This window comes from Bacillus sp. A1 (assembly GCF_042296235.1).
Classification (GTDB): domain Bacteria; phylum Bacillota; class Bacilli; order Bacillales; family Bacillaceae; genus Bacillus; species Bacillus velezensis.
Genome location: NZ_CP141181.1, coordinates 3,186,607 through 3,207,885, shown reverse-complemented (window position 1 = coordinate 3,207,885; position 21,279 = coordinate 3,186,607). Strand labels below are relative to the sequence as shown.

The window sequence follows — 21,279 nt, the reverse complement described above, 5'->3', positions numbered from 1 at the left end:
ATCCTTGCTGCGGAGCATATGTTTATTTTTGTCGAAAAATAAAATGCTTACAAAATTCGCCCAGGCTTACGGAATCCGCTTCGGTGCGGGAAGGTTCGTTGCAGGGGAAACACTCACGGAAGCTGTGAAAACGGTAAAGCGGCTGAACCAAAAAGGGCTGTCGGCTTCGATTGATTATCTAGGTGAATATGCGGGTTCAGAGAAGGATGCGAAAAGGACGGCGGAAGAATGTAAAAAAGCAATCAGGGCGATTGCCGAGAATCAACTGGATTGTGAGCTGTCGCTGAAATTAACTTCCATCGGTCTGGATATTTCCGAGAAACTCGCGGAACAGCATGTCAGAGACATATTGACGGAGGCAAAAGAACGTGGCGTGCCTGTAACGATTGATATGGAGGACTATTCAAGATGCGGCCGTACACTCGAGCTGTATAAGCGGTGCAAGCCGGATTTTCCGATGCTCGGCACCGTCATTCAGGCTTATTTGTACCGCGCAGCTGAAGACATCAGCGGTCTGATGCCATACAAGCCGCGGCTCAGGCTTGTAAAAGGCGCTTATAAAGAATCGGCGGCCGTTGCATTCCCTGATAAAAAAGCAACCGACCTTCATTTTCAGCAGCTGATTAAGCTGCAGCTTTTGAGCGGCCATGAAACGGCGGTGGCGACTCATGATGATGACATCATTTCTTATACGAAAACACTCATCAGTGAACATCAAATTCCCCGGGAGCAGTTTGAATTCCAAATGCTGTACGGCATCAGAACGGAGCGCCAGAAGGAGCTTGCCGAAGAAGGATACAGGATGAGGGTGTATGTCCCGTACGGAACCGATTGGTACGGGTACCTGATGAGAAGAATCGCCGAGCGCCCGGCAAACGCGGCGTTTGTGCTGAAAGGGATCTTCAAAAAATAACGGCTGCTCCAAAAAGCAGCCGCAGCATGTTATTCCATGTTGTCTTTTTTATATTGCTGATTTTGGCTCGTCCGTTTGCCGCCGCCGTATTTTTGCTTCGGTCCCGCATTTCCTTTCATGCTGGCCGCGCTCACTGCGGCAGAAGACGGATCTTTTCTCCCTCGCACCATTCCCTTCACCTCCGGGTTTAAGTTTCCCGCCCGCGCCATGGAACATGCGGAAGCCGAAAAATTTAAAAAAATTCCATATTTGCTATTGAAGTCATCCTGAAAATCTTTTAAGATGAAAGAAGAAAAGGGTTTCATTTTTTTTGCCGAAAAAATGAATGACTATTCATTCAAAGTTCAAGGGGGATGACTCATGCACAAGTTTATAAAGAAAGCAGCCGTTCTCGGATCAGGCGTCATGGGGTCCGGAATTGCCGCGCACTTGGCTAACATCGGAATTCCCGTCCTGCTGCTTGATATTGTGCCAAACGAGCTGACAAAGGATGAGATGAAAAAAGGGCTGACATTAGAAAGCCCGGAGGTCCGCAGCAGGCTGAGCCGATCGGCCATGCAAAAGCTGCTGAAGCAAAAACCGGCGCCGCTGACTTCGGCTGCCAATCTCGACTATATAACTGCGGGGAATTTGGAAGATGACGCAGCTCAATTAAAGGATGCTGATTGGATTATTGAAGTCGTCGTCGAAAATCTTGACGTAAAAAAACAGATTTTCTCACTCGTTGATGAATACCGGAAACCGGGAAGCATCGTGTCGAGCAATACGTCCGGTATCTCCGTCACAAAAATGGCGGAAGGCCGATCTGCCGATTTTAAAGCCCATTTCTTAGGAACCCATTTCTTTAATCCGGCCCGCTACTTAAAGCTTCTGGAAATCATTCCGATTCAGGAAACAGATCCTGACGTGCTGGAGTTTATGACTTCATTTGCAGAAAACACGCTCGGGAAAGGTGTCGTCATCGCGAAAGACACGCCTAACTTTATCGCCAACCGCATCGGTACGTACGGCCTGCTGGTCACGGTAAGAGAAATGCTTTCTTCCGGCTGCCGCATCGGCGAGGTGGACACGGTGACCGGGCCTTTGATCGGCAGACCGAAAAGCGCGACCTTCAGAACCCTTGACGTTGTGGGGCTTGATACTTTCGCCCATGTGGCAAAAAATGTGTATGATAAAGCCGACGGCGCTGAAAAAGACATGTTTAAGCTGCCTGAATTTATGAATGACATGCTGAAAAACAATTGGCTGGGCAGCAAATCAGGCCAAGGTTTTTACAAAAAAGAAGGTAAAACAATATATGAACTCGATCCGCTGACCATGACATACGGTGAGCGCTCGAAAATGAAGACGCCCGCTTTAGAAGCCGCCAAACAGGCAAAGGGTGCCAAAGGCAAAATGAAAGCGCTTATATACTCCGATGACCGCGCCGGACGCCTGCTTTGGAATATTACATCGCAAACACTCTTATACTCAGCCCGGCTTTTAGGTGAGATCGCTGATGATATCAAAGCGATTGACGACGCCATGAAATGGGGCTTCGGATGGGAGCTCGGCCCGTTTGAGATGTGGGATGCCATCGGCGTCAGAAAATCAGCGGAGCGGCTCGAAGAAGAAGGCGCAGAAATCCCCGGCTGGGTGAAAGATATGCTTGATCAGGGCCATGAAACATTTTATATGAAGGAAAACGGAACACCATTTTACTATTCAGACGGCCAATACAGGGCTGTGAAAGAAAATCCGAAACGGATCAGCCTGCAAACGTTAAAAGAAACAAAAGGCGTTATCACTAAAAACAGCGGCGCAAGTCTGATTGATCTCGGCGATGATGTCGCGCTGCTGGAATTTCATACGAAAAGCAACGCGATCGGCTTAGACATTATTCAGATGATTGACAATGCGCTTGAGGAAACCGAGCGGAATTATAAAGGACTTGTCATCGGAAACCAAGGCAGACATTTCTGCGCGGGGGCAAACCTTGCGATGATTTTAATGGAAGCTCAGGATGATAACTTCATGGAAGTCGATTTTGTCATCCGCCGTTTTCAGCAGACGATGCTGAACATCAAATACAGCGCTAAACCCGTTGTCGCGGCGCCATTCGGGATGACACTCGGCGGCGGCACGGAAGTCTGTCTCCCGGCGGCACGCGTTCAGGCGGCGAGCGAATCGTATATGGGTCTTGTTGAAACCGGCGTCGGCCTTATTCCGGGCGGCGGAGGAAACAAAGAGCTGTACATGAATTATTTGAACGGCGGAAGTGAACTGATGGACGCGGCCATTAAAACCTTCGAAACAATCGCGCTTGCCAAAGTGTCCGGTTCGGCACACGAAGCCCGTGATATGCAGATTTTGTCCGCGGCAGACCGTGTCAGCATGAATCAGGATCACCTGCTGCACGATGCGAAACAGCTGGCTGCTTCCTTATATGACAGCGGATACCGCCCGCCTGCCCGCAAAAAAGTGAAAGTCACCGGAGAAACCGGCTGTGCGGCATTACTGCTCGGAGCAGACCAAATGAGACGGTCGGGTTATTTATCCGATCACGATATGAAGATTGCGAAGAAGCTGGCCCATGTCATTGCCGGCGGAAGAGTCCCGTTCGGCACGGAGGTTTCAGAAGAATATTTACTCGAGATTGAAAGAGAAGCCTTTTTAAGCCTCGCTGGCGAGGCGAAATCTCAAGCGAGAATGCAGCATATGCTCGTCAAAGGCAAACCTTTACGGAACTAGGAGGGTGTTTATGAGAGAAGCAGTCATTGTGGCCGGTGCGAGAACCCCGGTCGGTAAAGCGAAAAAAGGATCGCTTGCAGCCGTTCGTCCTGATGATTTAGGCGCGCTTTGTGTAAAAGAAACGCTGAAACGGGCAGGCGGCTATGAAGGAAACATCGATGACTTAATTATCGGTTGTGCAACACCTGAAGCCGAACAAGGATTAAATATGGCGCGGAATATCGGTGCGCTGGCGGGGCTTCCTCATACGGTGCCGGCCATTACGGTGAACCGCTACTGCTCTTCCGGGCTCCAATCCATCGCTTACGGTGCTGAAAAAATCATGATCGGCGCGGGTGACACCGTCATTGCGGGCGGTGCGGAATCCATGTCGCAAGTTCCGATGATGGGGCATGTGACACGGCCGAATATCGCTTTGGCGGAGCATGCGCCTGAGTATTACATGAGCATGGGGCACACAGCGGAGCAGGTCGCCGAAACGTACGGCGTATCCAGAGAAGACCAGGATGCATTTGCCGTCCGCAGCCATCAGAATGCCGCAAAAGCCCTTAAAGAAGGCAAATTCAATGACGAAATCGTGCCGGTTGAAGTATCGCTGACAGAAGTCGGTGATGACCATAAGCCGCGGAAAAAACAATTTACCTTTTCACAAGATGAAGGCGTTCGTCCCGGCACATCGGCTGACGTCTTGGCGAAGCTCCGTCCGGCTTTTTCTAAAACGGGAACCGTGACGGCCGGGAACTCTTCACAAACAAGTGACGGCGCGGCGGCTGTCATGCTGATGGATCGCGAAAAAGCATCGTCGCTCGGATTGGCGCCGCTTGTCAAATTCCGTTCCTTTGCCGTAGGGGGCGTTCCGCCTGAGGTAATGGGGATCGGTCCGATTGAAGCCATCCCGCGGGCGCTCAAGCTTGCCGGACTCGAATTGCAGGATATCGGGCTTTTTGAATTGAATGAGGCCTTTGCTTCACAGGCCATTCAAGTCATCAGATCGCTTGGGATAGATGAAGAAAAGGTGAACGTCAACGGAGGCGCCATCGCGCTCGGACATCCGCTCGGATGCACAGGAACGAAGCTGACCCTGTCACTCATTCATGAAATGAAACGGAGAAACGAGCAATTCGGCGTGGTGACGATGTGCATCGGAGGCGGCATGGGCGCTGCCGGCGTATTTGAGCTCATTTAAAACAAGGGGGAAACGAAGCATGAAACAGGAAACGGTCAACGTCAAAAAAGGCGGCAGCTTTCTGATTGAAGAGACGGGATATGATCAAATATTCACTCCGGAGGACTTTACAGACGAACATAAAATGATCGGCAAAACGACAGAAGACTACGTCGTAAACGATGTGCTTCCATATATCGATGAAATTGAAAACCATCAGTTCGAGCATTCGGTCAGACTGCTGAAAAAAGCCGGAGATCTCGGCCTCCTCGGAGCAGACGTACCTGAAGAGTACGGCGGCATCGGATTGGATAAAATCAGTTCAGCCTTCATTACGGAAAAGTTTTCACGTGCCGGCAGCTTTTCGCTGTCTTACGGCGCTCATGTCGGTATCGGCTCCTTGCCGATCGTGTTCTTCGGAACGGAAGAACAGAAAAAAACCTATTTGCCGGACTTGGCTTCAGGGCAAAGAATCGCGGCATACGCCTTAACTGAGCCCGGTTCAGGTTCAGATGCCCTCGGCGCGAAAACCACGGCTGTTTTGAATGAAGCGGGCACACACTATATTCTTAACGGAGAAAAGCAATGGATTACAAACTCCGCCTTTGCAGATGTCTTTGTCGTCTACGCTAAAGTGGACGGAGATAAGTTTTCCGCATTTATCGTAGAAAAGAACTATCCGGGCGTGTCAACGGGACCGGAAGAGAAAAAAATGGGGATTAAGGGTTCATCGACAAGAACACTGATTTTAGATCAGGCGGAAGTCCCGAAAGAAAACCTTCTCGGCGAAATCGGAAAAGGCCATGTCATCGCCTTTAATATTCTGAATATCGGGCGCTACAAGCTTGCCGTCGGCACAATCGGCGCTTCAAAACGGGTGATTGAGCTGTCCGCCGCTTATGCAAACCAGCGCCGGCAATTTAAAACGCCGATCTCAAGCTTCACGCTCACTCAGGAAAAGCTTGCGACGATGTCAGCGCGGCTTTACGCCATGGAGAGCTCTGTATACAGAACAGTGGGCTTATTCGAAGATAATATGAGCAGACTGACGGAAGAGGAGCAAAAAGACGGACGCGAAGTCGCGAAGTCAATCGCCGAGTACGCGATTGAATGCTCGCTCAACAAAATGTGCGGTTCTGAAACGCTTGATTACATTGCCGATGAAGGCGTTCAAATTCACGGCGGTTACGGATTTATGCAGGAATATGAAGTGGAGCGCGCTTATCGCGACTCAAGAATCAACAGAATTTTTGAAGGCACAAATGAAATCAACCGCCTGATCGTAACGAGCACGTTCCTGAAAAAAGCCGTAAAAGGTCAGCTGCCGCTCTTTGAAAAAGCAAAAGCGCTCCAAGAAGAACTCATGATGCTGATGCCTGAAGAGCCGGGCTCAGAACCTCTTGAACAGGAAAAATACATTGTCAGACAGGCGAAAAAGATCGCCCTCTTGACAGCGGGTCTCGCGGCGCAGAAATACGGCAAAGAGATCGAAGGCGAGCAGGAAATCATGGTGAACATTGCCGATATTGTCAGCGCACTTTACGCTTTGGAATCTGCCGTCCTCAGAACGGAAAAAGCAATTGCGGCGGACGGTGCCGAAAAAGCCGCGCAGAAGCTGTTATATACGGAAATCTTTGCTCAGGAAGCCCTTCAGAACATTGAAGCGCACGCCAAAGAATCACTGATCGCCATGGAGGAAGGAGATTCCCTCCGCATGATGCTTTCCGTGCTGCGCAAACTGACGCGCCTGACGCCGAAAAACCTCATTCAGAAAAAACGTGAAGCGGCAGCCGCCGTCTTCCGTGAAGAAAAATATACGGTCTGATCACATGCTGAAAGCGCTCCTTCATCAGGGGCGCTTTTTCATGAAGCAACGTTATAGGTTTTTACAAGTGATTGTGTTAAAATAACGACGATCATTTACAAGGGGTGAAGAAGATGTCGTTAAATTTTTACTGGTACCCTAAATGCGGAACGTGCCGTAATGCGAAAAAATGGCTGGAAGACCGCGGTAAGGAAATAAACGAAATACATATCGCGGAGGAAACTCCGTCGAAAGAAGAAATTAAAGACCTCTATGAGAAGAGCGGTCTTGAGCTCAAAAAGTTTTTCAACACGAGCGGAATGAAATACCGCGAGCTGAACTTAAAGGAAAAACTGTACCATATGTCAGAGGACGAACAGCTTGAACTCCTGGCATCAGACGGTATGCTCCTGAAACGCCCGATTACGACAGACGGCGAAAAAGTCACTGTCGGCTTTAAAGAAGACCAATTCGAAAAATATTGGATGTAATGCCAGGTTCAAAGAATTATGGTATCTTCTTATTATAAGAAAAAAATGGAGGGATTTAGATGAGCACACCGAAAGATATGCGTTATTCCAAAGAGCACGAATGGGTCAAAGTTGAGGACGGAAAAGCCCGCATCGGGATTACACATTTCGCGCAAGCCGAACTTGGCGACATCGTCTTTGTCGAGCTTCCGGAAGTCGGCGCCGAAATTAAAGCGGACGAGCCATTCGGCAGCGTGGAATCCGTCAAAACCGTTTCCGAACTGTACGCACCGATTAACGGAACGGTGACGGAAGTGAACGAAGACCTTGATGACAGTCCTGAATTCGTAAACGAGTCTCCGTATGAAAAAGCGTGGATGATCGTCGTGGAACCGGCTGATGCTGAAGAAATCGAAAACCTCATGACTTCCGAGCAATATGACGAAATGACACAGGAAGACTGATCGGATAGCAAAGGGGCCATTTGGACATTCTATCTGTAACGGGAGGTGTCTAAAATGGCTTTTGATAAACAAAAGGTCGATGTGACGGAGAACGTTACGGGCCGCTTTCAAAACGGCCGGTTTTCCTTGTTTCATGAAAATGAAGCCATCGGCGAGATGACAGGCATGGACCAGTACGAGCTCAAACAGGGCTTTTCATTTGAAAATCAAAAATTTTATAAAACAGCCGATGTCATAAACGGCAGCGATCCGAAATATGTCGATTGCGATTATGAGAATGGCTGGTGTTAACAGTTGGCGGTGAATTTCACTGCCTTCTTTTTCAATCTGACGCTAAAACAATCGGCAGGTGACGCGGTTATGTACAACGGAGATGAAAAGGTCATTATCGTAGAAGGAAAATCTGATAAAATCAAAGTCAGGGAAGTGCTCATCGAACCCGCGGAAATCGTCTGTACAAACGGAACAATCGGCCAAACCGAACTGGAAGATTTGGCGGACCGCCTGTTTGACAGAGACGTCTATATTTTAACGGACGCAGATGACTCCGGAGAAAAATTAAGAAAACAGCTGAAACGGGAGCTTCCCGAAGCGCGCCATATTTATATAGACAGAACATACAGGCAAGTCGAGTCGTGCCCGGGCCATCATCTCGCATCTGTGCTGATCAGAGCCGGCTTTGATGCTGACACTGTATTTTTGAAAAAGAACGACCTGAGGTGGTAATCATGAAAGAACTCCAAGAAAATGAACTCGAATCGATTCAGGATGACGTTTATCTCCTGTATTTGTACACCCCGTTTTGCGGCACATGCCAGCTGGCGTCCAAAATGCTTACTGTCGTTGAAGAAATGCTGCCCGGCGCCGCCTTCTATAAAAACAACGTGAATTATTCCCCCGCATTCGCCAAAGCCTATCAGATTGAAAGCGTTCCGTGCTTTTTGCTGTTTAAAGGCGGAGAGCTTGTTGAGAAAGGATACGCCTTCCGCTCCGTTTCCTATTTATATGAGCTGATTAAACAAAAAACATCGCAAACATTCCCGATGTGACAATATTTACAGGAAAATGTCGTGCGGTTTATAAAGGGTTCTGTCCGTTAAAAAGAGAAAGTGTATGTATGGCCATTAAAACGGGAGGTTATACGAGTGGAGAAAATAGAAGTTTCAGAGAATGACGGACAGCATCTGTTTTTGAAACCGCTATTAAACGCCTCAACGCTGCTGATTACATTCCAAGGAGAAACAGAAGCCTTAACGGTCTCAATTAACGGACAGGGAGAAATGAGAAAAACGTCGGTTTCAAAGGAAAAATCTAATTTGACCTTCTACGGAAACCAGACGGAAATCATCCATCTTCTGCATGGTGATGTCTCTTTGCAAAAGCTTATCCAAAGCGGAAAACTCAAAGTGAAAGGATCATTCAGAGCTCTGCTGAAGCTGGAGGCCATCCTCTGGCTGACAAACGGATTTTTTCAGGCGATCAGTAAACGGCCTTAAACTGCCAATCTACTATGTGACAATAGCTTCCAATATTTATTTTATTGACTTTTTATCATTCGCCGTGCTATTCTACAGTAAGAATTTCCGGACGAAAATACGATATGTTTTCTCTTATCAAGAGAGGTGGAGGGAAGTGCCCTATGAAGCCCGGCAACCATCAACGATGTTGAAATGGTGCCAATTCACTCGAAGCGGTCTGCTTTGAAAGATGAGAGAAAGGCCTTTTTCAATAAGCCTTTCTGCTCATTTTTGCAGAAAGGCTTTTCTTTTGCGGAGAAACCCGGAAGATTTCTTAGAATAGTGTAAGGCGGGTGATTGCTTTGATCCATCTTCAAAATGTTTCAAAAATTTACAAAGCGAAGCATGGGGATGTCAATGCTGTCCAAGATGTCACTCTTGATATCAAAAAGGGCGAAATATTTGGAATTATAGGATATAGCGGAGCTGGTAAAAGTTCCTTAATCCGTCTCCTGAACGGCCTTGAAAAGCCGACGTCGGGAACCGTGGAAGTCGCGGGGACGGAATTAAATAAAGTAAGCAGCCGCGGGCTGAGAAAAGCGCGCCAGGAAATCAGCATGATCTTCCAGCATTTTAACCTTCTGTGGTCACGCACCGTCCGGGAGAACATTATGTTCCCGCTGGAAATCGCCGGCGTGAAAAAAAGCGAACGGGTCCGCCGCGCTGATGAATTGATTAAACTGGTCGGATTAGAGGGGAAAGAAAAATCTTATCCGTCGCAGCTGAGCGGCGGTCAAAAGCAGCGTGTCGGCATCGCCCGGGCGCTCGCCAATAATCCGAAAGTCCTTCTGTGCGATGAAGCGACATCAGCGCTCGATCCGCAGACGACCGATTCAATTTTGGATCTTTTATCCGATATAAATGACAGACTCGGTCTGACGATCGTGCTCATTACCCATGAAATGCACGTCATCCGAAAAATCTGCAACAGAGTCGCCGTCATGGAAAACGGGAAAGTCGTTGAAGAAGGCGAAGTACTCCAAGTTTTCAGAAACCCGCGCGAACCGATGACTAAGCGTTTCGTTCAGCAGGTGACAGAACCGGAGGAGACGAAAGAAACCATCCAGCATTTTCTGCAGGAAACAGCGACAGGAAAAACGATTCAGCTTTCATTTGTCGGGCAGGCCGCCGAGCAGCCCCTCATTACGGAAATGATCCGAAACTTTGATGTGGACGTCAATATTCTGCAGGGGAAAATTTCACAGACGAAGGACGGAGCCTACGGTTCTTTATTCATTCATATTGACGGTCAGGAAAAAGAAGTAGAAAACGTGATCCGGTTCATCAAAGACAAACAGGTAGAAGCAGAGGTGATCACAAATGTTTGAAAAATGGTTCCCGAACGTTGATATAACCGAGCTGTGGACGGCCACATACGAGACCCTTTATATGACGGTCATCGCATTAGTTTTTTCATTTATCATCGGAGCGATTCTCGGTCTTCTGCTCTTTTTAACGGGCAAGGGAAGCTTATGGGAAAATAAAATCATTAACACCGTGATTGCGGCGGTCGTTAATATTTTCAGGTCTATTCCGTTTCTTATTTTAATTATTCTGCTTCTCGGCTTTACTAAGATTTTGGTCGGATCGATTTTAGGACCGAACGCCGCATTGCCGGCGCTGATTATCGGCTCCGCGCCGTTTTACGCCCGTCTTGCGGAAATTGCGCTGCGGGAAGTCGATAAAGGAGTTATTGAAGCTGCCAGATCAATGGGAGCAAAGACATCGACGATTATCTTCAAAGTGCTGATTCCTGAATCAATGCCTGCGTTAATTTCAGGCATCACCGTTACGGCCATCGCTCTGATCGGATCTACCGCCATTGCCGGCGCCATCGGTTCAGGCGGACTCGGAAACCTTGCATATGTAGAAGGCTACCAGTCCAATAATACGGATGTAACGTTTGTAGCGACAGTATTTATACTCATCATCGTCTTTATCATTCAGATTATCGGTGATGTAATTACAAATATAATAGACAAAAGATAAGGGAGGATTTACATTGAAAAAGATTGTATTAAGTGCGCTGCTGCTTGTGTTCGCGGGAGTTTTGGCCGCCTGCGGATCAAACGGCTCGAATAAAAAGGAAATCGTCGTCGCCGCGACAAAAACACCGCATGCTGAAATCTTAAAAGAAGCGGAACCGCTCTTGAAGGAAAAAGGCTACACATTAAAAGTAAAAGTGCTGAATGATTACAAAATGTACAACAAAGCGTTAGCTGATAATGAAGTGGATGCGAACTTCTTCCAGCACGTTCCTTACCTTGAACAGGAAATGAAAGAAAATAAAGATTACAAACTCGTGAATGCCGGAGCCGTTCACCTTGAGCCATTCGGAATTTACACGAAAAAATACAAATCACTGAAAGACCTGCCTAAAGGCGCGACCATCATCATGACGAACAATGTCGCTGAACAAGGCCGTATGCTGGCGATGCTTGAAAAAGCCGGGCTGATCACACTTGATCCGAAGGTAAAAACGATTGAAGCCACTACGAAAAACATTACGAAAAACCCGAAAAACCTGACTTTCAAAAAAATCGCCCCTGAATTAACGGCGAAAGCATATAATGAAGAAGAAGGCGATGCAGTCTTCATTAACGTCAACTATGCGATTCAAAACAAACTGAATCCGTTAAAAGATGCGATTGAAGTGGAATCAACGAAAAACAACCCGTACGTAAACATCATCGCCGTACGCAAAGGTGACGAAAAATCAGAGAAAATCAAAGCGCTTATGGAAGTGCTTCACTCTAAGAAAATCAAAGACTTTATTGAGAAAAAATACGACGGAGCCGTGCTTCCCGTATCTGAATAAAGCGAAAACCCCGGATGAATCATCCGGGGTTTTTTTCGGGTATTAATCGGAGAACTGTCCATAATAAAAAGGAAGGTTAACGATTGGAGGGAATGGCAGTGGCCCAATACCAGGATAACGGGAAAAGCGTGCATGACGCATTGAAACAATATAAAGAAGGTTTAGGCATATTCGAGAAAAAAATGCCGATGATGGGGCGGAAGTTTAATGAATTTACTGAACAGTGTTTCTCAGCGGATTCATTAACTGAAAAAGAGAAACAATTAATCGCTCTGGGCATCAGCATCAGCGCTCAAGATGAATTTTGCATGATTTATCATACGAAGGGCTGCCTTGACCAAGGGGCGACAGAAGAAAACATCCTTGAGGTCATCGGCGTCGCGGCGGCATTCGGGGGCGGCGCGGCTCTCAGTCAGGGAGTGACCCTCGTGCAGCAGTGCATTCAGGAATTCGGACATACGACGCATTAGAAAGAGCAATCGTGTGAATACCGTTTTTCAGATAAAGCGAGCGCCGGTTTTCGGCACATTCGAAAGGATTCAGGGGCACACTCTCTTTGGCCGGAGCAGGGGATCATTGTTACAATAGAAACAAATATATGAAGGGATTGATTCATTATCTGCACCAGCCACGAGAGACTGGACCTTGACTATACGCCTGAAATGGAAAAAGCGATGCAGAAGTCACACGGCATCGGCTACGAGGAATACGGACGGCGTCTTTCAAAAAGGATGGAAGTCGAACGGCAGAGGGAGCTTGAATATCAAAAAAGCAAGTTCCTCGCAGCGCAGCTTAATGAGAAAATCGGTCAGTAAAAAAGGGTGGATTTCCGCCCTTTTTCTGTTTCAAACAGCTTTAATTACGCCTTGATCTTTGATAAACTTTAGGAATGTTCCGGGTAATATAAAAAGTTGTATTTACTTTTCATTTGTTATAAAATTAGAATGAGAATAAATTGAGAATAATGATTATATATTTTGGAGGTATAGATATGGCTGCTTCAACATTAACGATCAAGGATCTTCACGTTGAAATCGAAGGAAAAGAGATCTTAAAAGGTGTAAACCTTGAAATAAAAGGCGGCGAATTCCACGCTGTCATGGGGCCGAACGGTACCGGTAAATCCACGCTCTCAGCAGCGATTATGGGACACCCGAAATACGAAGTTACAAAAGGCAGCATCACGCTTGACGGCAAGGATGTACTGGAAATGGAAGTGGACGAGCGCGCTCAGGCGGGTCTTTTCCTTGCGATGCAGTACCCAAGCGAAATCAGCGGTGTGACAAATGCTGATTTCCTTCGCTCTGCGATTAACGCCCGCCGTGAAGAAGGCGATGAAATTTCTCTTATGAAATTCATCCGCAAAATGGACGAAAACATGGAGTTCCTTGAAATGGACCCTGAAATGGCGCAGCGTTACCTGAACGAAGGTTTCTCAGGCGGGGAGAAAAAACGCAACGAAATCCTTCAGCTTATGATGATCGAGCCGAAAATCGCCATTCTTGACGAGATCGATTCAGGTCTTGATATCGATGCGCTTAAAGTCGTTTCTAAAGGAATTAACAGAATGCGCAGCGAAAACTTCGGCTGCTTAATGATCACTCACTACCAGCGCCTTCTGAACTACATCACGCCTGATGTCGTTCACGTTATGATGCAGGGACGCGTAGTGAAATCCGGCGGCGCGGAGCTTGCACAGCGCCTTGAAGCGGAAGGTTATGACTGGATTAAACAAGAACTAGGCATTGAAGACGAAACTGTAGGCCAAGAAGCGTAAGCGTTAGGGGGATAATCATGACATTGGAAACGAAACTATCCGTAGATCAGGAATATGTCAAAGGCTTTTCCGAAAAGCATCAAGAACCTGCCTGGCTGAAAAACCTGCGCTTACAGGCTCTTGAAAAAGCTGAAGATCTGCCGCTGCCTAAGCCTGATAAAACAAAAATCACAAATTGGAACTTTACAAAGTTCAACAAGCATACAGTAGAAAATGCGCCGCTTGCTTCTTTAGAAGACTTAGCTGATGAAGCAAAAGCGCTGATCGATATCGAAAACGAAGACAAAACGTTATATGTGCAGCGTGACCAAACGCCCGCTTTCCTTTCTCTTTCTAAAGAACTGAAAGACAAAGGCGTCATCTTTACGGACATCTTAACGGCTGCCCGTGAGCACAGCGACCTCGTTGAGAAGTATTTCATGAAAGACGGCGTTAAGGTCGACGAACATAAACTGACTGCGCTTCATGCAGCATTAATGAACGGCGGGGCATTCCTTTATGTTCCTAAAAACGTTCAGGTGGAGACGCCTGTTCAGGCCGTTTACGTTCATGAAAGCAATGACACGGCATTGTTCAACCACGTGCTGATCGTCGCTGAAGATCACAGCTCCGTCACTTACGTTGAGAACTACATCAGCACGGTGAATCCGAAAGAAGCTGTATTCAACATTATCAGTGAAGTGGTCACAGGCGATAATGCCAGCGTGACGTACGGCGCCGTTGACAACCTGTCAGCAGGCGTCACAACATACGTCAACCGCCGCGGAGCCGCGCGCGGACGCGACAGCAAAATCGAGTGGGCGCTCGGACTGATGAACGACGGCGACACGATTTCTGAAAACACGACAAACCTCTACGGAGACGGCACATACGGCGATACGAAAACCGTAGTTGTCGGAAGAGGAGAACAGACGGAAAACTTTACGACGCAGATCATCCACTTCGGTAAGGCTTCTGAAGGCTATATCCTGAAGCACGGAGTCATGAAAGATGCCGCATCTTCCATCTTTAACGGAATCGGCAAAATCGAGCACGGCGCGTCTAAAGCAAACGCTGAACAGGAATCCCGCGTTCTGATGCTGAGTGAAAAAGCACGCGGAGATGCAAACCCGATTCTTTTAATTGATGAAGACGATGTAACTGCAGGACATGCGGCATCTGTCGGCCGTGTGGACCCGATCCAGCTTTACTACTTAATGAGCCGCGGAATTCCGAAAGAAGAAGCGGAGCGCTTAGTCATTTACGGATTCCTTGCTCCGGTGGTAAAAGAGCTTCCGATTGAAGGAGTTAAGAAACAGCTCGTCTCCGTCATCGAAAGGAAAGTAAAATAATGAATATCACCGATATTCGTGAACAGTTCCCGATCCTTCATCAGCAAGTGAACGGACATGACCTCGTGTACCTTGACAGCGCGGCGACTTCCCAGAAGCCGCGTGCTGTCATTGAAGCAGTGGATCAGTATTACAACAAATACAACTCCAATGTACACAGAGGCGTTCATACTCTTGGCACGAGAGCGACAGACGGCTATGAAGGTGCGCGTGAAAAAGTCCGTAAGTTTATCAATGCGAAGTCAATGGCTGAGGTCATTTTCACAAAAGGCACGACAACTTCACTGAATATGGTGGCGCTGAGCTATGCCCGCGCCAGCTTAAAACCCGGTGATGAAGTGGTCATCACCCAAATGGAGCATCATGCGAATATCATTCCGTGGCAGCAGGCTGTCAAAGCAACCGGCGCGACTTTAAAATATATCCCGATGCAGGAAGACGGCACGCTTTCGTTGGACGACGTCCGGCAGACTGTCACAAGCCATACGAAGATCGTGGCAGTCGCTCATGTGTCAAACGTGCTCGGCACGATCAACCCGATTAAAGAGATCGCCAAAATCGCTCATGACAATGGCGCGGTCATCGTGGTGGACGGGGCGCAAAGCACACCGCACATGAAAATCGACGTTCAGGACTTGGATTGCGACTTCTTCGCGCTTTCTTCCCATAAAATGTGCGGCCCGACGGGAATCGGCGTGCTGTACGGTAAGAAAGAACTGCTTGAGAATATGGAGCCGGCCGAATTTGGCGGCGAGATGATCGACTTTGTAGGGCTTTATGAATCAACTTGGAAAGAGCTTCCGTGGAAATTTGAAGCAGGCACGCCGATTATCGCAGGCGCGATCGGATTGGGAGCCGCGATTGATTTTCTTGAAGAGATCGGACTCGACGAGATTTCCCGGCATGAGCATAAGCTTGCAGCCTATGCGCTTGACCGTTTCGAGCAGCTAGACGGCGTGACGGTATACGGTCCGAAAGAACGGGCGGGACTTGTGACATTTAATCTTGATGAGGTTCACCCTCATGATGTCGCGACTGTCCTCGATGCTGAGGGCATTGCGGTCAGAGCCGGCCATCATTGCGCCCAGCCGCTCATGAAATGGCTGGATGTATCTGCTACTGCGAGAGCGAGTTTTTATCTGTATAATACAGAGGAAGAGATCGATAAGCTCGCGGAAGCCCTCCAAAAGACAAAGGAGTACTTTACAAATGTCTTTTAATGCAAATTTAGATACATTATACAGACAAGTGATCATGGATCATTACAAAAATCCGCGCAACAAAGGGGTTTTGGATGACAGCATCGTCGTCGATATGAACAACCCGACTTGCGGCGACCGGATCAGACTGACAATGAAGCTTGACGGCGATACCGTTCAGGAAGCGAAGTTTGAAGGAGAAGGCTGCTCCATCTCCATGGCTTCAGCTTCCATGATGACGCAGGCGATTAAAGGAAAAGATATTGATACCGCCCTTTCCATGTCTAAGATTTTCTCAGACATGATGCAAGGGAAAGAGTATGACGACTCAATAGATCTCGGGGATATTGAAGCCCTTCAAGGCGTTTCGAAATTCCCGGCCCGGATTAAATGTGCCACCCTTTCATGGAAAGCACTTGAAAAAGGAGTCGCTGGCGAAAAAGGCGGCAATTAAAAGATTGGAGTGAAAATGGATGGCTAAAAAAATGCCTGAAATTGGTGAATACAAGTACGGTTTTCACGATAAGGACGTTTCCATTTTCCGTTCAGAGCGCGGATTGACAAAAGAAATCGTAGAAGAAATTTCACGCATGAAAGAAGAGCCTCAATGGATGCTTGATTTCCGCCTGAAATCTCTTGAGCATTTCTACAACATGCCGATGCCGCAGTGGGGCGGGGATTTAAACTCTTTAAACTTTGACGAAATTACGTATTACGTAAAGCCGTCTGAGCGTTCAGAGCGTTCTTGGGATGAAGTGCCTGAGGAAATTAAACAGACATTCGACAAACTCGGTATTCCTGAAGCTGAGCAAAAATACCTTGCCGGTGTTTCTGCACAGTACGAATCCGAAGTTGTTTACCACAATATGAAAGAAGATCTTGAAGAGCAAGGCATCGTCTTCAAAGACACAGACAGCGCGCTGAAAGAAAATGAAGACATTTTCCGCGAGCACTGGGCGAAAGTTATCCCGCCGACTGATAACAAGTTTGCGGCGCTTAACTCAGCTGTTTGGTCCGGCGGATCTTTCATCTACGTGCCTAAAGGCGTGAAGGTTGAAACACCGCTTCAAGCTTACTTCCGCATCAACTCTGAAAACATGGGTCAGTTCGAACGGACACTGATCATCGTTGACGAAGAAGCAAGCGTTCATTACGTAGAGGGCTGTACGGCTCCTGTGTACACAACAAACTCGCTTCACAGCGCGGTTGTTGAAATCATCGTCAAAAAAGGCGGCTACTGCCGTTATACAACAATTCAAAACTGGGCGAACAACGTTTACAACCTAGTAACGAAACGTACGGTTTGTGAAGAAAACGCGACGATGGAATGGGTTGACGGAAACATCGGTTCTAAATTGACGATGAAATATCCGGCTGTCATTCTGAAAGGTGAAGGCGCGCGCGGCATGACGCTTTCTATCGCTCTTGCGGGCAAAGGACAGCATCAGGACGCGGGTGCGAAAATGATTCACCTTGCACCGAATACGTCATCCACAATCGTATCAAAATCGATTTCCAAACAGGGCGGAAAAGTAACATACCGCGGTATCGTCCACTTCGGACGAAAAGCGGACGGCGCCCGTTCAAACATCGAGTGTGATACGCTCATTATGGATAACAAATCAACTTCTGATACAATCCCTTACAATGAAATCCTGAACGACAACATTTCATTGGAGCACGAAGCGAAAGTATCAAAAGTTTCTGAAGAACAGCTTTTCTACTTGATGAGCCGAGGTATTTCTGAAGAAGAAGCAACAGAAATGATCGTTATGGGCTTCATCGAGCCGTTCACAAAAGAACTTCCGATGGAATACGCAGTTGAAATGAACCGTTTGATTAAATTCGAAATGGAAGGTTCCATCGGTTAATAGTAAAACCCCGCCATATGGCGGGGTTTTTTTGTTTATTGAATAGTGAAATTACCGTATTCGCTTGACCGGACATGAATCGGCCCGTTTAAATTGTAGTTCTTCTCTTTGACAATATCTCGGAAAACGTCGACACGGGCAACCGATTCTCTCCATTCATCCTGAGTGTCCTCATCCGACGGATTCATCAGATCGTCATAGCGCACATCCAAGAATTTATTGAGCCATTTCTTTTCATCAGTTCCGTCTTTCGGTGACCCGCCCATTTTTTTGTTCGTGCGTTTAATCAGGGCATAAAAGGAGTCCGGATCATCGCCGTCGCCATGCTGAATCACCGTATCGTACATCACTGCTTTTGCCAAGGCCGTTTTCAGTCCGGCATTTTCTGAACGTTTCATCGCCGGCTGATAATACAAGCTGTCATTTACCTTATCTTGGGCAGCGCGGAAGGCTTTATCATTGCCAAGTGAGCGCCAGGCAGAAGCGAATCCTTTCAGATTGCTGATGTCATCGCTTTCGTCCTTCGCAAGACGACGCAATTCAGGCAAATACTTTTTCAATTTGTTATTCGGCACCGCTTTCGTGTAGACTTCGACTACTTCCAGCGCATCTCCGGTAGCCGTCGTAAAGCCGGCCCGCCCGCAAGTGTAACCTCTTCCGTCATCCAACGCTTCAACATATCCGTATTGGATTTCCGTCTTTCCGTTTTCAAAGATGCTGGTCAGCTGTTCCGCCCGGCGCTTCTGATCCTTATTCAGCCCGGCCGCAAAAACCGTACCGCTCATCATCAGGGTAAAAAATATGGTGAAAATAAGAGATGAAACCGCCGTCTTCTTCCAAAAACCTGCTTTTTTCTTCAAGCTGATTTTCATTGCCATACCCCTTTCATATGTAAGTTACGCACTCAGTATACATGAGGGGGTTGTTTTTTTGTTGAAAACACACGAATTTGTCAATATTTTGAATCCTAAGCCCTATCCGGCGCTTCATAAAAAGAACGCACCTTCATCAGACAGACAATCCCGTTCTCGCGTCATTCTCATCTGTAACATAGTCAACGCGGTGAAACCCGCATTGTACAGCCTGCTGATAAAGGGCTTCGAGCATAACCGGATCTTTGCAATATAACGTTACATACGAGCAATCTGCAATGAGAAGCACAAGCTCACAGGAACTCTCCAAATATTCCTCATACGTATTGATTTCCGTTACCATCCCGCCCGGGAAAGCTTTCAATTCAGCAAAAATCATATAATAAGGGTTTCCTTCCAGACGCTGACGGAGTTCTTGACCCTGAATGATGCGCTGATTTTGCGGAAACAGGTCTGTATCGGTGTCTTCTTTGAACTCAATATACGCCTCTCCATCACCGATAAACCACGTATAGGGAGAGATCGGGAACGGTTGTAATATATCTGCCGCAAACCGTCCGAATTGATTTGGGATGTTAAAAGTAATGCCGCGTTTCATAATAAAATGAGGAAATCGAATAACTAATGACTGACTATTTTGAAATTAAATCCATAGGAGCTTTATTTTATTACTGTAAAATTGCTATAATAATAGCTAATATGTTTCTAAATTGGAGGACTATTGTTATGAAGGGGAAAAAGATCATTATTTGTTTATTGGTCATCTGTATTATTTTCATAATCAGTTTGTTTTTTATTAAGAATAATGAAACTCCTGATTCAGCGAAAAAATTTAATACTGAACATGAAGCTTTACAGTATGCTAAACAAGAATCACCTTATATCACTGATTTTATATATGAAACAAAGGAAATTGACAATGAAAAAGTTGTGATATACAAATTTGAAGAAAATAAACAAATGGGTATAGGAACAGGAACATTGGCATGGAAAGATAAAAAAGTTATATGGGTAAAGAATGGAAATGGTGTAGCGCTTAAAAATCAGAATAATAAGACAGATATTTCATTTGATGTAAAGTCTTATTCAGGTAAAAAATATAAGTTATATGCTGGATTTAACAAAACGAAAAATCTGAAAATTGAAACTCAGACAGATAATAATGTAACCCCTCATGTGGATAAGAAATCTGGAATATATTATTTGTTAATTCCTAGTATAAATTAATCACACCTAGTTTACAAAAATATACTTCTATGGTAATATTTTAACGTGTCATAAAAATAAGGTGGGTGTATATGAAAAAGAAAGTTACGCTTTTGATTGCAGTTTTCGTGGTATTTTTGATGATTTTTGGAAATCCCTCGAAAGGATTCGCTGTCGAGCAATATACTATTAATCTATCTGATTCAAATGTAGAAAAATTTTATGATGAGGAACAAGGTGCAGTAATCGCACCATTCAAAGCGTCAGAACATGGGCTTGTACCTGTTTCAAAAGATGAATATGAAAAAACGACTGAAATAAAAGAAAACGAAGATTTAGAGAATGAGTTTGTTGTTTCTGAGGAAAGTAATGACGAATTAGAATTTAAGCCCTATGCTGACGTTGATCTTAGATATTGGAGATATAAAGAAAAATCAGCCACTAAATATTATGGTGACCCTATTAAAGTTTCAGCAACAATTAAGTGTACTACATCATCGTGCAGAGTAGATAAACAGACGCAAGCTACTGTATCTAAGTCTTACAGTGTTAATGCTTCATCAGAAATCCAAGCTATAAACTATGGAGCTAGTTTTAATTTTACGTCAGCAAAATCTTATTCTACTACATATTCCTTTACGCTCAAAAAAGGCCAATCTGGATATATAGCCTTTAAACCATACAAAAGAAAGTCTACAGGTACCCTAACGCAGTATTCTACAATGCATGGTAAAATCAGCAGTAAATCAGCCTATGGAAGATCAGCGATTAAGATGAAAACTGGAGAAGCTGATGGATACTATACTTTTGTTTTTACTAAAAAATAGTATGATAGATCAGTTTATATAGTGGAAGGATAATAGTGATAATGCCTTTATCCTCTCAATAAGGACGGGGCTTGATACTTAGCCGCGTTCTTTGATGTTCTCTTTTGTTCTTGATCTGTATATACGTTGATTATGACTTTTGAATTGATACTGGCTGCTGTTTGAAAGCTTGCGATTGTCGATTTAGGGTCTGTGTTTTCTTCACATCCATGATGATTTACGTTTAAGACATCACCTTTTCTCTATTGATAGATGGAATCTTTGATAGGAGAGCGAAGAGATTGGTCGACCTTCTGCTTTTTCATATGGGGGCAA

Annotated in this window: 25 protein-coding genes and 1 riboswitch; of the genes, 22 read left to right on the top strand and 3 right to left on the bottom strand. The window is 46.1% G+C overall.

What is annotated here, in order from left to right; translation table 11 throughout:
• The first annotated feature begins 4 nt into the window (after positions 1–4).
• Positions 5–913, top strand: a complete 909-nt coding sequence (locus U2H13_RS15820) for a proline dehydrogenase family protein (protein WP_144664277.1) — start codon at positions 5–7, stop codon at positions 911–913.
• A 29-nt stretch (positions 914–942) separates the two neighbouring features.
• Here the strand turns inward: U2H13_RS15820 and U2H13_RS15815 are convergent, their stop codons facing one another.
• Positions 943–1,083, bottom strand: coding sequence for a YuzL family protein (locus U2H13_RS15815; protein WP_003151836.1), 141 nt, complete (start codon positions 1,081–1,083; stop codon positions 943–945).
• Positions 1,084–1,273: 190 nt separating this feature from the next.
• Between U2H13_RS15815 and U2H13_RS15810 the strand changes: the two genes are divergently transcribed.
• The 19 genes from U2H13_RS15810 (at position 1,274) to sufB (ending at position 18,059) form a co-directional block, all read left to right on the top strand.
• Entirely contained in the window at positions 1,274–3,643 is a 2,370-nt protein-coding gene (locus U2H13_RS15810; RefSeq protein ID WP_014418828.1) for a 3-hydroxyacyl-CoA dehydrogenase/enoyl-CoA hydratase family protein, read from the top strand.
• 10 nt (positions 3,644–3,653) lie between these two features.
• Entirely contained in the window at positions 3,654–4,829 is a 1,176-nt protein-coding gene (locus U2H13_RS15805) for an acetyl-CoA C-acetyltransferase (protein WP_003151841.1), read from the top strand.
• 19 nt (positions 4,830–4,848) lie between these two features.
• The gene (locus U2H13_RS15800; protein ID WP_007613612.1) at positions 4,849–6,633 is read left to right on the top strand and encodes an acyl-CoA dehydrogenase family protein; all 1,785 of its coding nucleotides are present in this window, start codon (positions 4,849–4,851) and stop codon (positions 6,631–6,633) included.
• A gap of 113 nt (positions 6,634–6,746) precedes the next feature.
• A complete protein-coding gene (locus U2H13_RS15795; protein ID WP_003151843.1) occupies positions 6,747–7,103 on the top strand; it encodes an arsenate reductase family protein in 357 nt (118 codons plus the stop codon).
• A 59-nt stretch (positions 7,104–7,162) separates the two neighbouring features.
• The gene (gene gcvH, locus U2H13_RS15790; RefSeq protein WP_003151844.1) at positions 7,163–7,546 is read left to right on the top strand and encodes a glycine cleavage system protein GcvH; all 384 of its coding nucleotides are present in this window, start codon (positions 7,163–7,165) and stop codon (positions 7,544–7,546) included.
• A 54-nt stretch (positions 7,547–7,600) separates the two neighbouring features.
• Positions 7,601–7,837, top strand: coding sequence for a YusG family protein (locus U2H13_RS15785; protein WP_003151845.1), 237 nt, complete (start codon positions 7,601–7,603; stop codon positions 7,835–7,837).
• Positions 7,838–7,906: 69 nt separating this feature from the next.
• Positions 7,907–8,272, top strand: a complete 366-nt coding sequence (locus U2H13_RS15780; RefSeq protein WP_007410083.1) for a toprim domain-containing protein — start codon at positions 7,907–7,909, stop codon at positions 8,270–8,272.
• 2 nt (positions 8,273–8,274) lie between these two features.
• Positions 8,275–8,595: a thioredoxin family protein gene (locus U2H13_RS15775; RefSeq protein ID WP_003151847.1), complete on the top strand. Its 321-nt coding sequence runs from the start codon at positions 8,275–8,277 to the stop codon at positions 8,593–8,595.
• Between the two features lie 96 nt (positions 8,596–8,691).
• A complete protein-coding gene (locus U2H13_RS15770; RefSeq protein WP_007410085.1) occupies positions 8,692–9,042 on the top strand; it encodes an SCP2 sterol-binding domain-containing protein in 351 nt (116 codons plus the stop codon).
• Positions 9,043–9,153: 111 nt separating this feature from the next.
• Positions 9,154–9,260, top strand: a riboswitch (SAM riboswitch).
• 105 nt (positions 9,261–9,365) lie between these two features.
• The gene (gene metN / locus U2H13_RS15765; RefSeq protein WP_003151850.1) at positions 9,366–10,391 is read left to right on the top strand and encodes a methionine ABC transporter ATP-binding protein MetN; all 1,026 of its coding nucleotides are present in this window, start codon (positions 9,366–9,368) and stop codon (positions 10,389–10,391) included.
• On the top strand, positions 10,384–11,052 hold the full coding sequence (locus U2H13_RS15760; RefSeq protein WP_003151851.1) for a methionine ABC transporter permease: 669 nt from the start codon (positions 10,384–10,386) through the stop codon (positions 11,050–11,052). The genes metN and U2H13_RS15760 overlap by 8 nt, the downstream gene beginning before the upstream one ends.
• A gap of 13 nt (positions 11,053–11,065) precedes the next feature.
• Positions 11,066–11,881 (top strand): methionine ABC transporter substrate-binding lipoprotein MetQ, encoded by an 816-nt coding sequence (gene metQ / locus U2H13_RS15755; RefSeq protein ID WP_160216577.1) that lies wholly within the window; start codon positions 11,066–11,068, stop codon positions 11,879–11,881.
• A gap of 92 nt (positions 11,882–11,973) precedes the next feature.
• Entirely contained in the window at positions 11,974–12,351 is a 378-nt protein-coding gene (locus U2H13_RS15750) for a carboxymuconolactone decarboxylase family protein (protein WP_032864325.1), read from the top strand.
• Positions 12,352–12,543: 192 nt separating this feature from the next.
• Positions 12,544–12,696 (top strand): hypothetical protein, encoded by a 153-nt coding sequence (locus tag U2H13_RS15745; RefSeq protein WP_003151857.1) that lies wholly within the window; start codon positions 12,544–12,546, stop codon positions 12,694–12,696.
• 176 nt (positions 12,697–12,872) lie between these two features.
• On the top strand, positions 12,873–13,658 hold the full coding sequence (sufC, locus tag U2H13_RS15740; RefSeq protein ID WP_003327022.1) for a Fe-S cluster assembly ATPase SufC: 786 nt from the start codon (positions 12,873–12,875) through the stop codon (positions 13,656–13,658).
• Between the two features lie 17 nt (positions 13,659–13,675).
• A complete protein-coding gene (gene sufD / locus U2H13_RS15735; protein ID WP_003151874.1) occupies positions 13,676–14,989 on the top strand; it encodes a Fe-S cluster assembly protein SufD in 1,314 nt (437 codons plus the stop codon).
• Positions 14,989–16,209: a cysteine desulfurase SufS gene (gene sufS, locus U2H13_RS15730; RefSeq protein WP_014418823.1), complete on the top strand. Its 1,221-nt coding sequence runs from the start codon at positions 14,989–14,991 to the stop codon at positions 16,207–16,209. Before sufD ends, sufS begins: the two co-directional genes overlap by 1 nt.
• Positions 16,199–16,642 (top strand): Fe-S cluster assembly sulfur transfer protein SufU, encoded by a 444-nt coding sequence (gene sufU, locus U2H13_RS15725; RefSeq protein ID WP_003151877.1) that lies wholly within the window; start codon positions 16,199–16,201, stop codon positions 16,640–16,642. Before sufS ends, sufU begins: the two co-directional genes overlap by 11 nt.
• 19 nt (positions 16,643–16,661) lie before the next feature.
• A complete protein-coding gene (gene sufB / locus U2H13_RS15720; protein ID WP_007410090.1) occupies positions 16,662–18,059 on the top strand; it encodes a Fe-S cluster assembly protein SufB in 1,398 nt (465 codons plus the stop codon).
• 35 nt (positions 18,060–18,094) lie between these two features.
• Here sufB and csn read toward each other — a convergent pair whose 3' ends face one another.
• Entirely contained in the window at positions 18,095–18,931 is an 837-nt protein-coding gene (csn, locus tag U2H13_RS15715) for a chitosanase (protein ID WP_094296274.1), read from the bottom strand.
• A 136-nt stretch (positions 18,932–19,067) separates the two neighbouring features.
• Positions 19,068–19,529, bottom strand: a complete 462-nt coding sequence (locus U2H13_RS15710; RefSeq protein WP_071181967.1) for a DUF2691 family protein — start codon at positions 19,527–19,529, stop codon at positions 19,068–19,070.
• Positions 19,530–19,657: 128 nt separating this feature from the next.
• Between U2H13_RS15710 and U2H13_RS15705 the strand changes: the two genes are divergently transcribed.
• Both U2H13_RS15705 and U2H13_RS15700 read left to right on the top strand, forming a co-directional pair.
• Complete coding sequence (locus U2H13_RS15705; RefSeq protein ID WP_014418821.1) at positions 19,658–20,158, top strand: hypothetical protein; 501 nt, start codon at positions 19,658–19,660, stop codon at positions 20,156–20,158.
• 71 nt (positions 20,159–20,229) lie between these two features.
• Positions 20,230–20,964: a hypothetical protein gene (locus U2H13_RS15700; RefSeq protein WP_021493999.1), complete on the top strand. Its 735-nt coding sequence runs from the start codon at positions 20,230–20,232 to the stop codon at positions 20,962–20,964.
• Positions 20,965–21,279 lie beyond the last annotated feature (315 nt).

Coding starts and splice junctions, on each gene's coding strand:
- sufU (WP_003151877.1), top strand. CDS start 16,199: ATGTCTTTTAATGCAAATTTAGATACATTATACAGACAAGTGATCATG.
- sufS (WP_014418823.1), top strand. CDS start 14,989: ATGAATATCACCGATATTCGTGAACAGTTCCCGATCCTTCATCAGCAA.
- gcvH (WP_003151844.1), top strand. CDS start 7,163: ATGAGCACACCGAAAGATATGCGTTATTCCAAAGAGCACGAATGGGTC.
- U2H13_RS15775 (WP_003151847.1), top strand. CDS start 8,275: ATGAAAGAACTCCAAGAAAATGAACTCGAATCGATTCAGGATGACGTT.
- U2H13_RS15760 (WP_003151851.1), top strand. CDS start 10,384: ATGTTTGAAAAATGGTTCCCGAACGTTGATATAACCGAGCTGTGGACG.
- U2H13_RS15800 (WP_007613612.1), top strand. CDS start 4,849: ATGAAACAGGAAACGGTCAACGTCAAAAAAGGCGGCAGCTTTCTGATT.
- U2H13_RS15710 (WP_071181967.1), bottom strand. CDS start 19,529: ATGAAACGCGGCATTACTTTTAACATCCCAAATCAATTCGGACGGTTT.
- csn (WP_094296274.1), bottom strand. CDS start 18,931: ATGAAAATCAGCTTGAAGAAAAAAGCAGGTTTTTGGAAGAAGACGGCG.
- U2H13_RS15745 (WP_003151857.1), top strand. CDS start 12,544: ATGGAAAAAGCGATGCAGAAGTCACACGGCATCGGCTACGAGGAATAC.
- U2H13_RS15785 (WP_003151845.1), top strand. CDS start 7,601: ATGGCTTTTGATAAACAAAAGGTCGATGTGACGGAGAACGTTACGGGC.
- U2H13_RS15805 (WP_003151841.1), top strand. CDS start 3,654: ATGAGAGAAGCAGTCATTGTGGCCGGTGCGAGAACCCCGGTCGGTAAA.
- U2H13_RS15795 (WP_003151843.1), top strand. CDS start 6,747: ATGTCGTTAAATTTTTACTGGTACCCTAAATGCGGAACGTGCCGTAAT.
- sufC (WP_003327022.1), top strand. CDS start 12,873: ATGGCTGCTTCAACATTAACGATCAAGGATCTTCACGTTGAAATCGAA.
- sufD (WP_003151874.1), top strand. CDS start 13,676: ATGACATTGGAAACGAAACTATCCGTAGATCAGGAATATGTCAAAGGC.
- sufB (WP_007410090.1), top strand. CDS start 16,662: ATGGCTAAAAAAATGCCTGAAATTGGTGAATACAAGTACGGTTTTCAC.
- U2H13_RS15810 (WP_014418828.1), top strand. CDS start 1,274: ATGCACAAGTTTATAAAGAAAGCAGCCGTTCTCGGATCAGGCGTCATG.
- U2H13_RS15700 (WP_021493999.1), top strand. CDS start 20,230: ATGAAAAAGAAAGTTACGCTTTTGATTGCAGTTTTCGTGGTATTTTTG.
- U2H13_RS15750 (WP_032864325.1), top strand. CDS start 11,974: ATGGCAGTGGCCCAATACCAGGATAACGGGAAAAGCGTGCATGACGCA.
- U2H13_RS15705 (WP_014418821.1), top strand. CDS start 19,658: ATGAAGGGGAAAAAGATCATTATTTGTTTATTGGTCATCTGTATTATT.
- U2H13_RS15780 (WP_007410083.1), top strand. CDS start 7,907: ATGTACAACGGAGATGAAAAGGTCATTATCGTAGAAGGAAAATCTGAT.
- U2H13_RS15815 (WP_003151836.1), bottom strand. CDS start 1,083: ATGGTGCGAGGGAGAAAAGATCCGTCTTCTGCCGCAGTGAGCGCGGCC.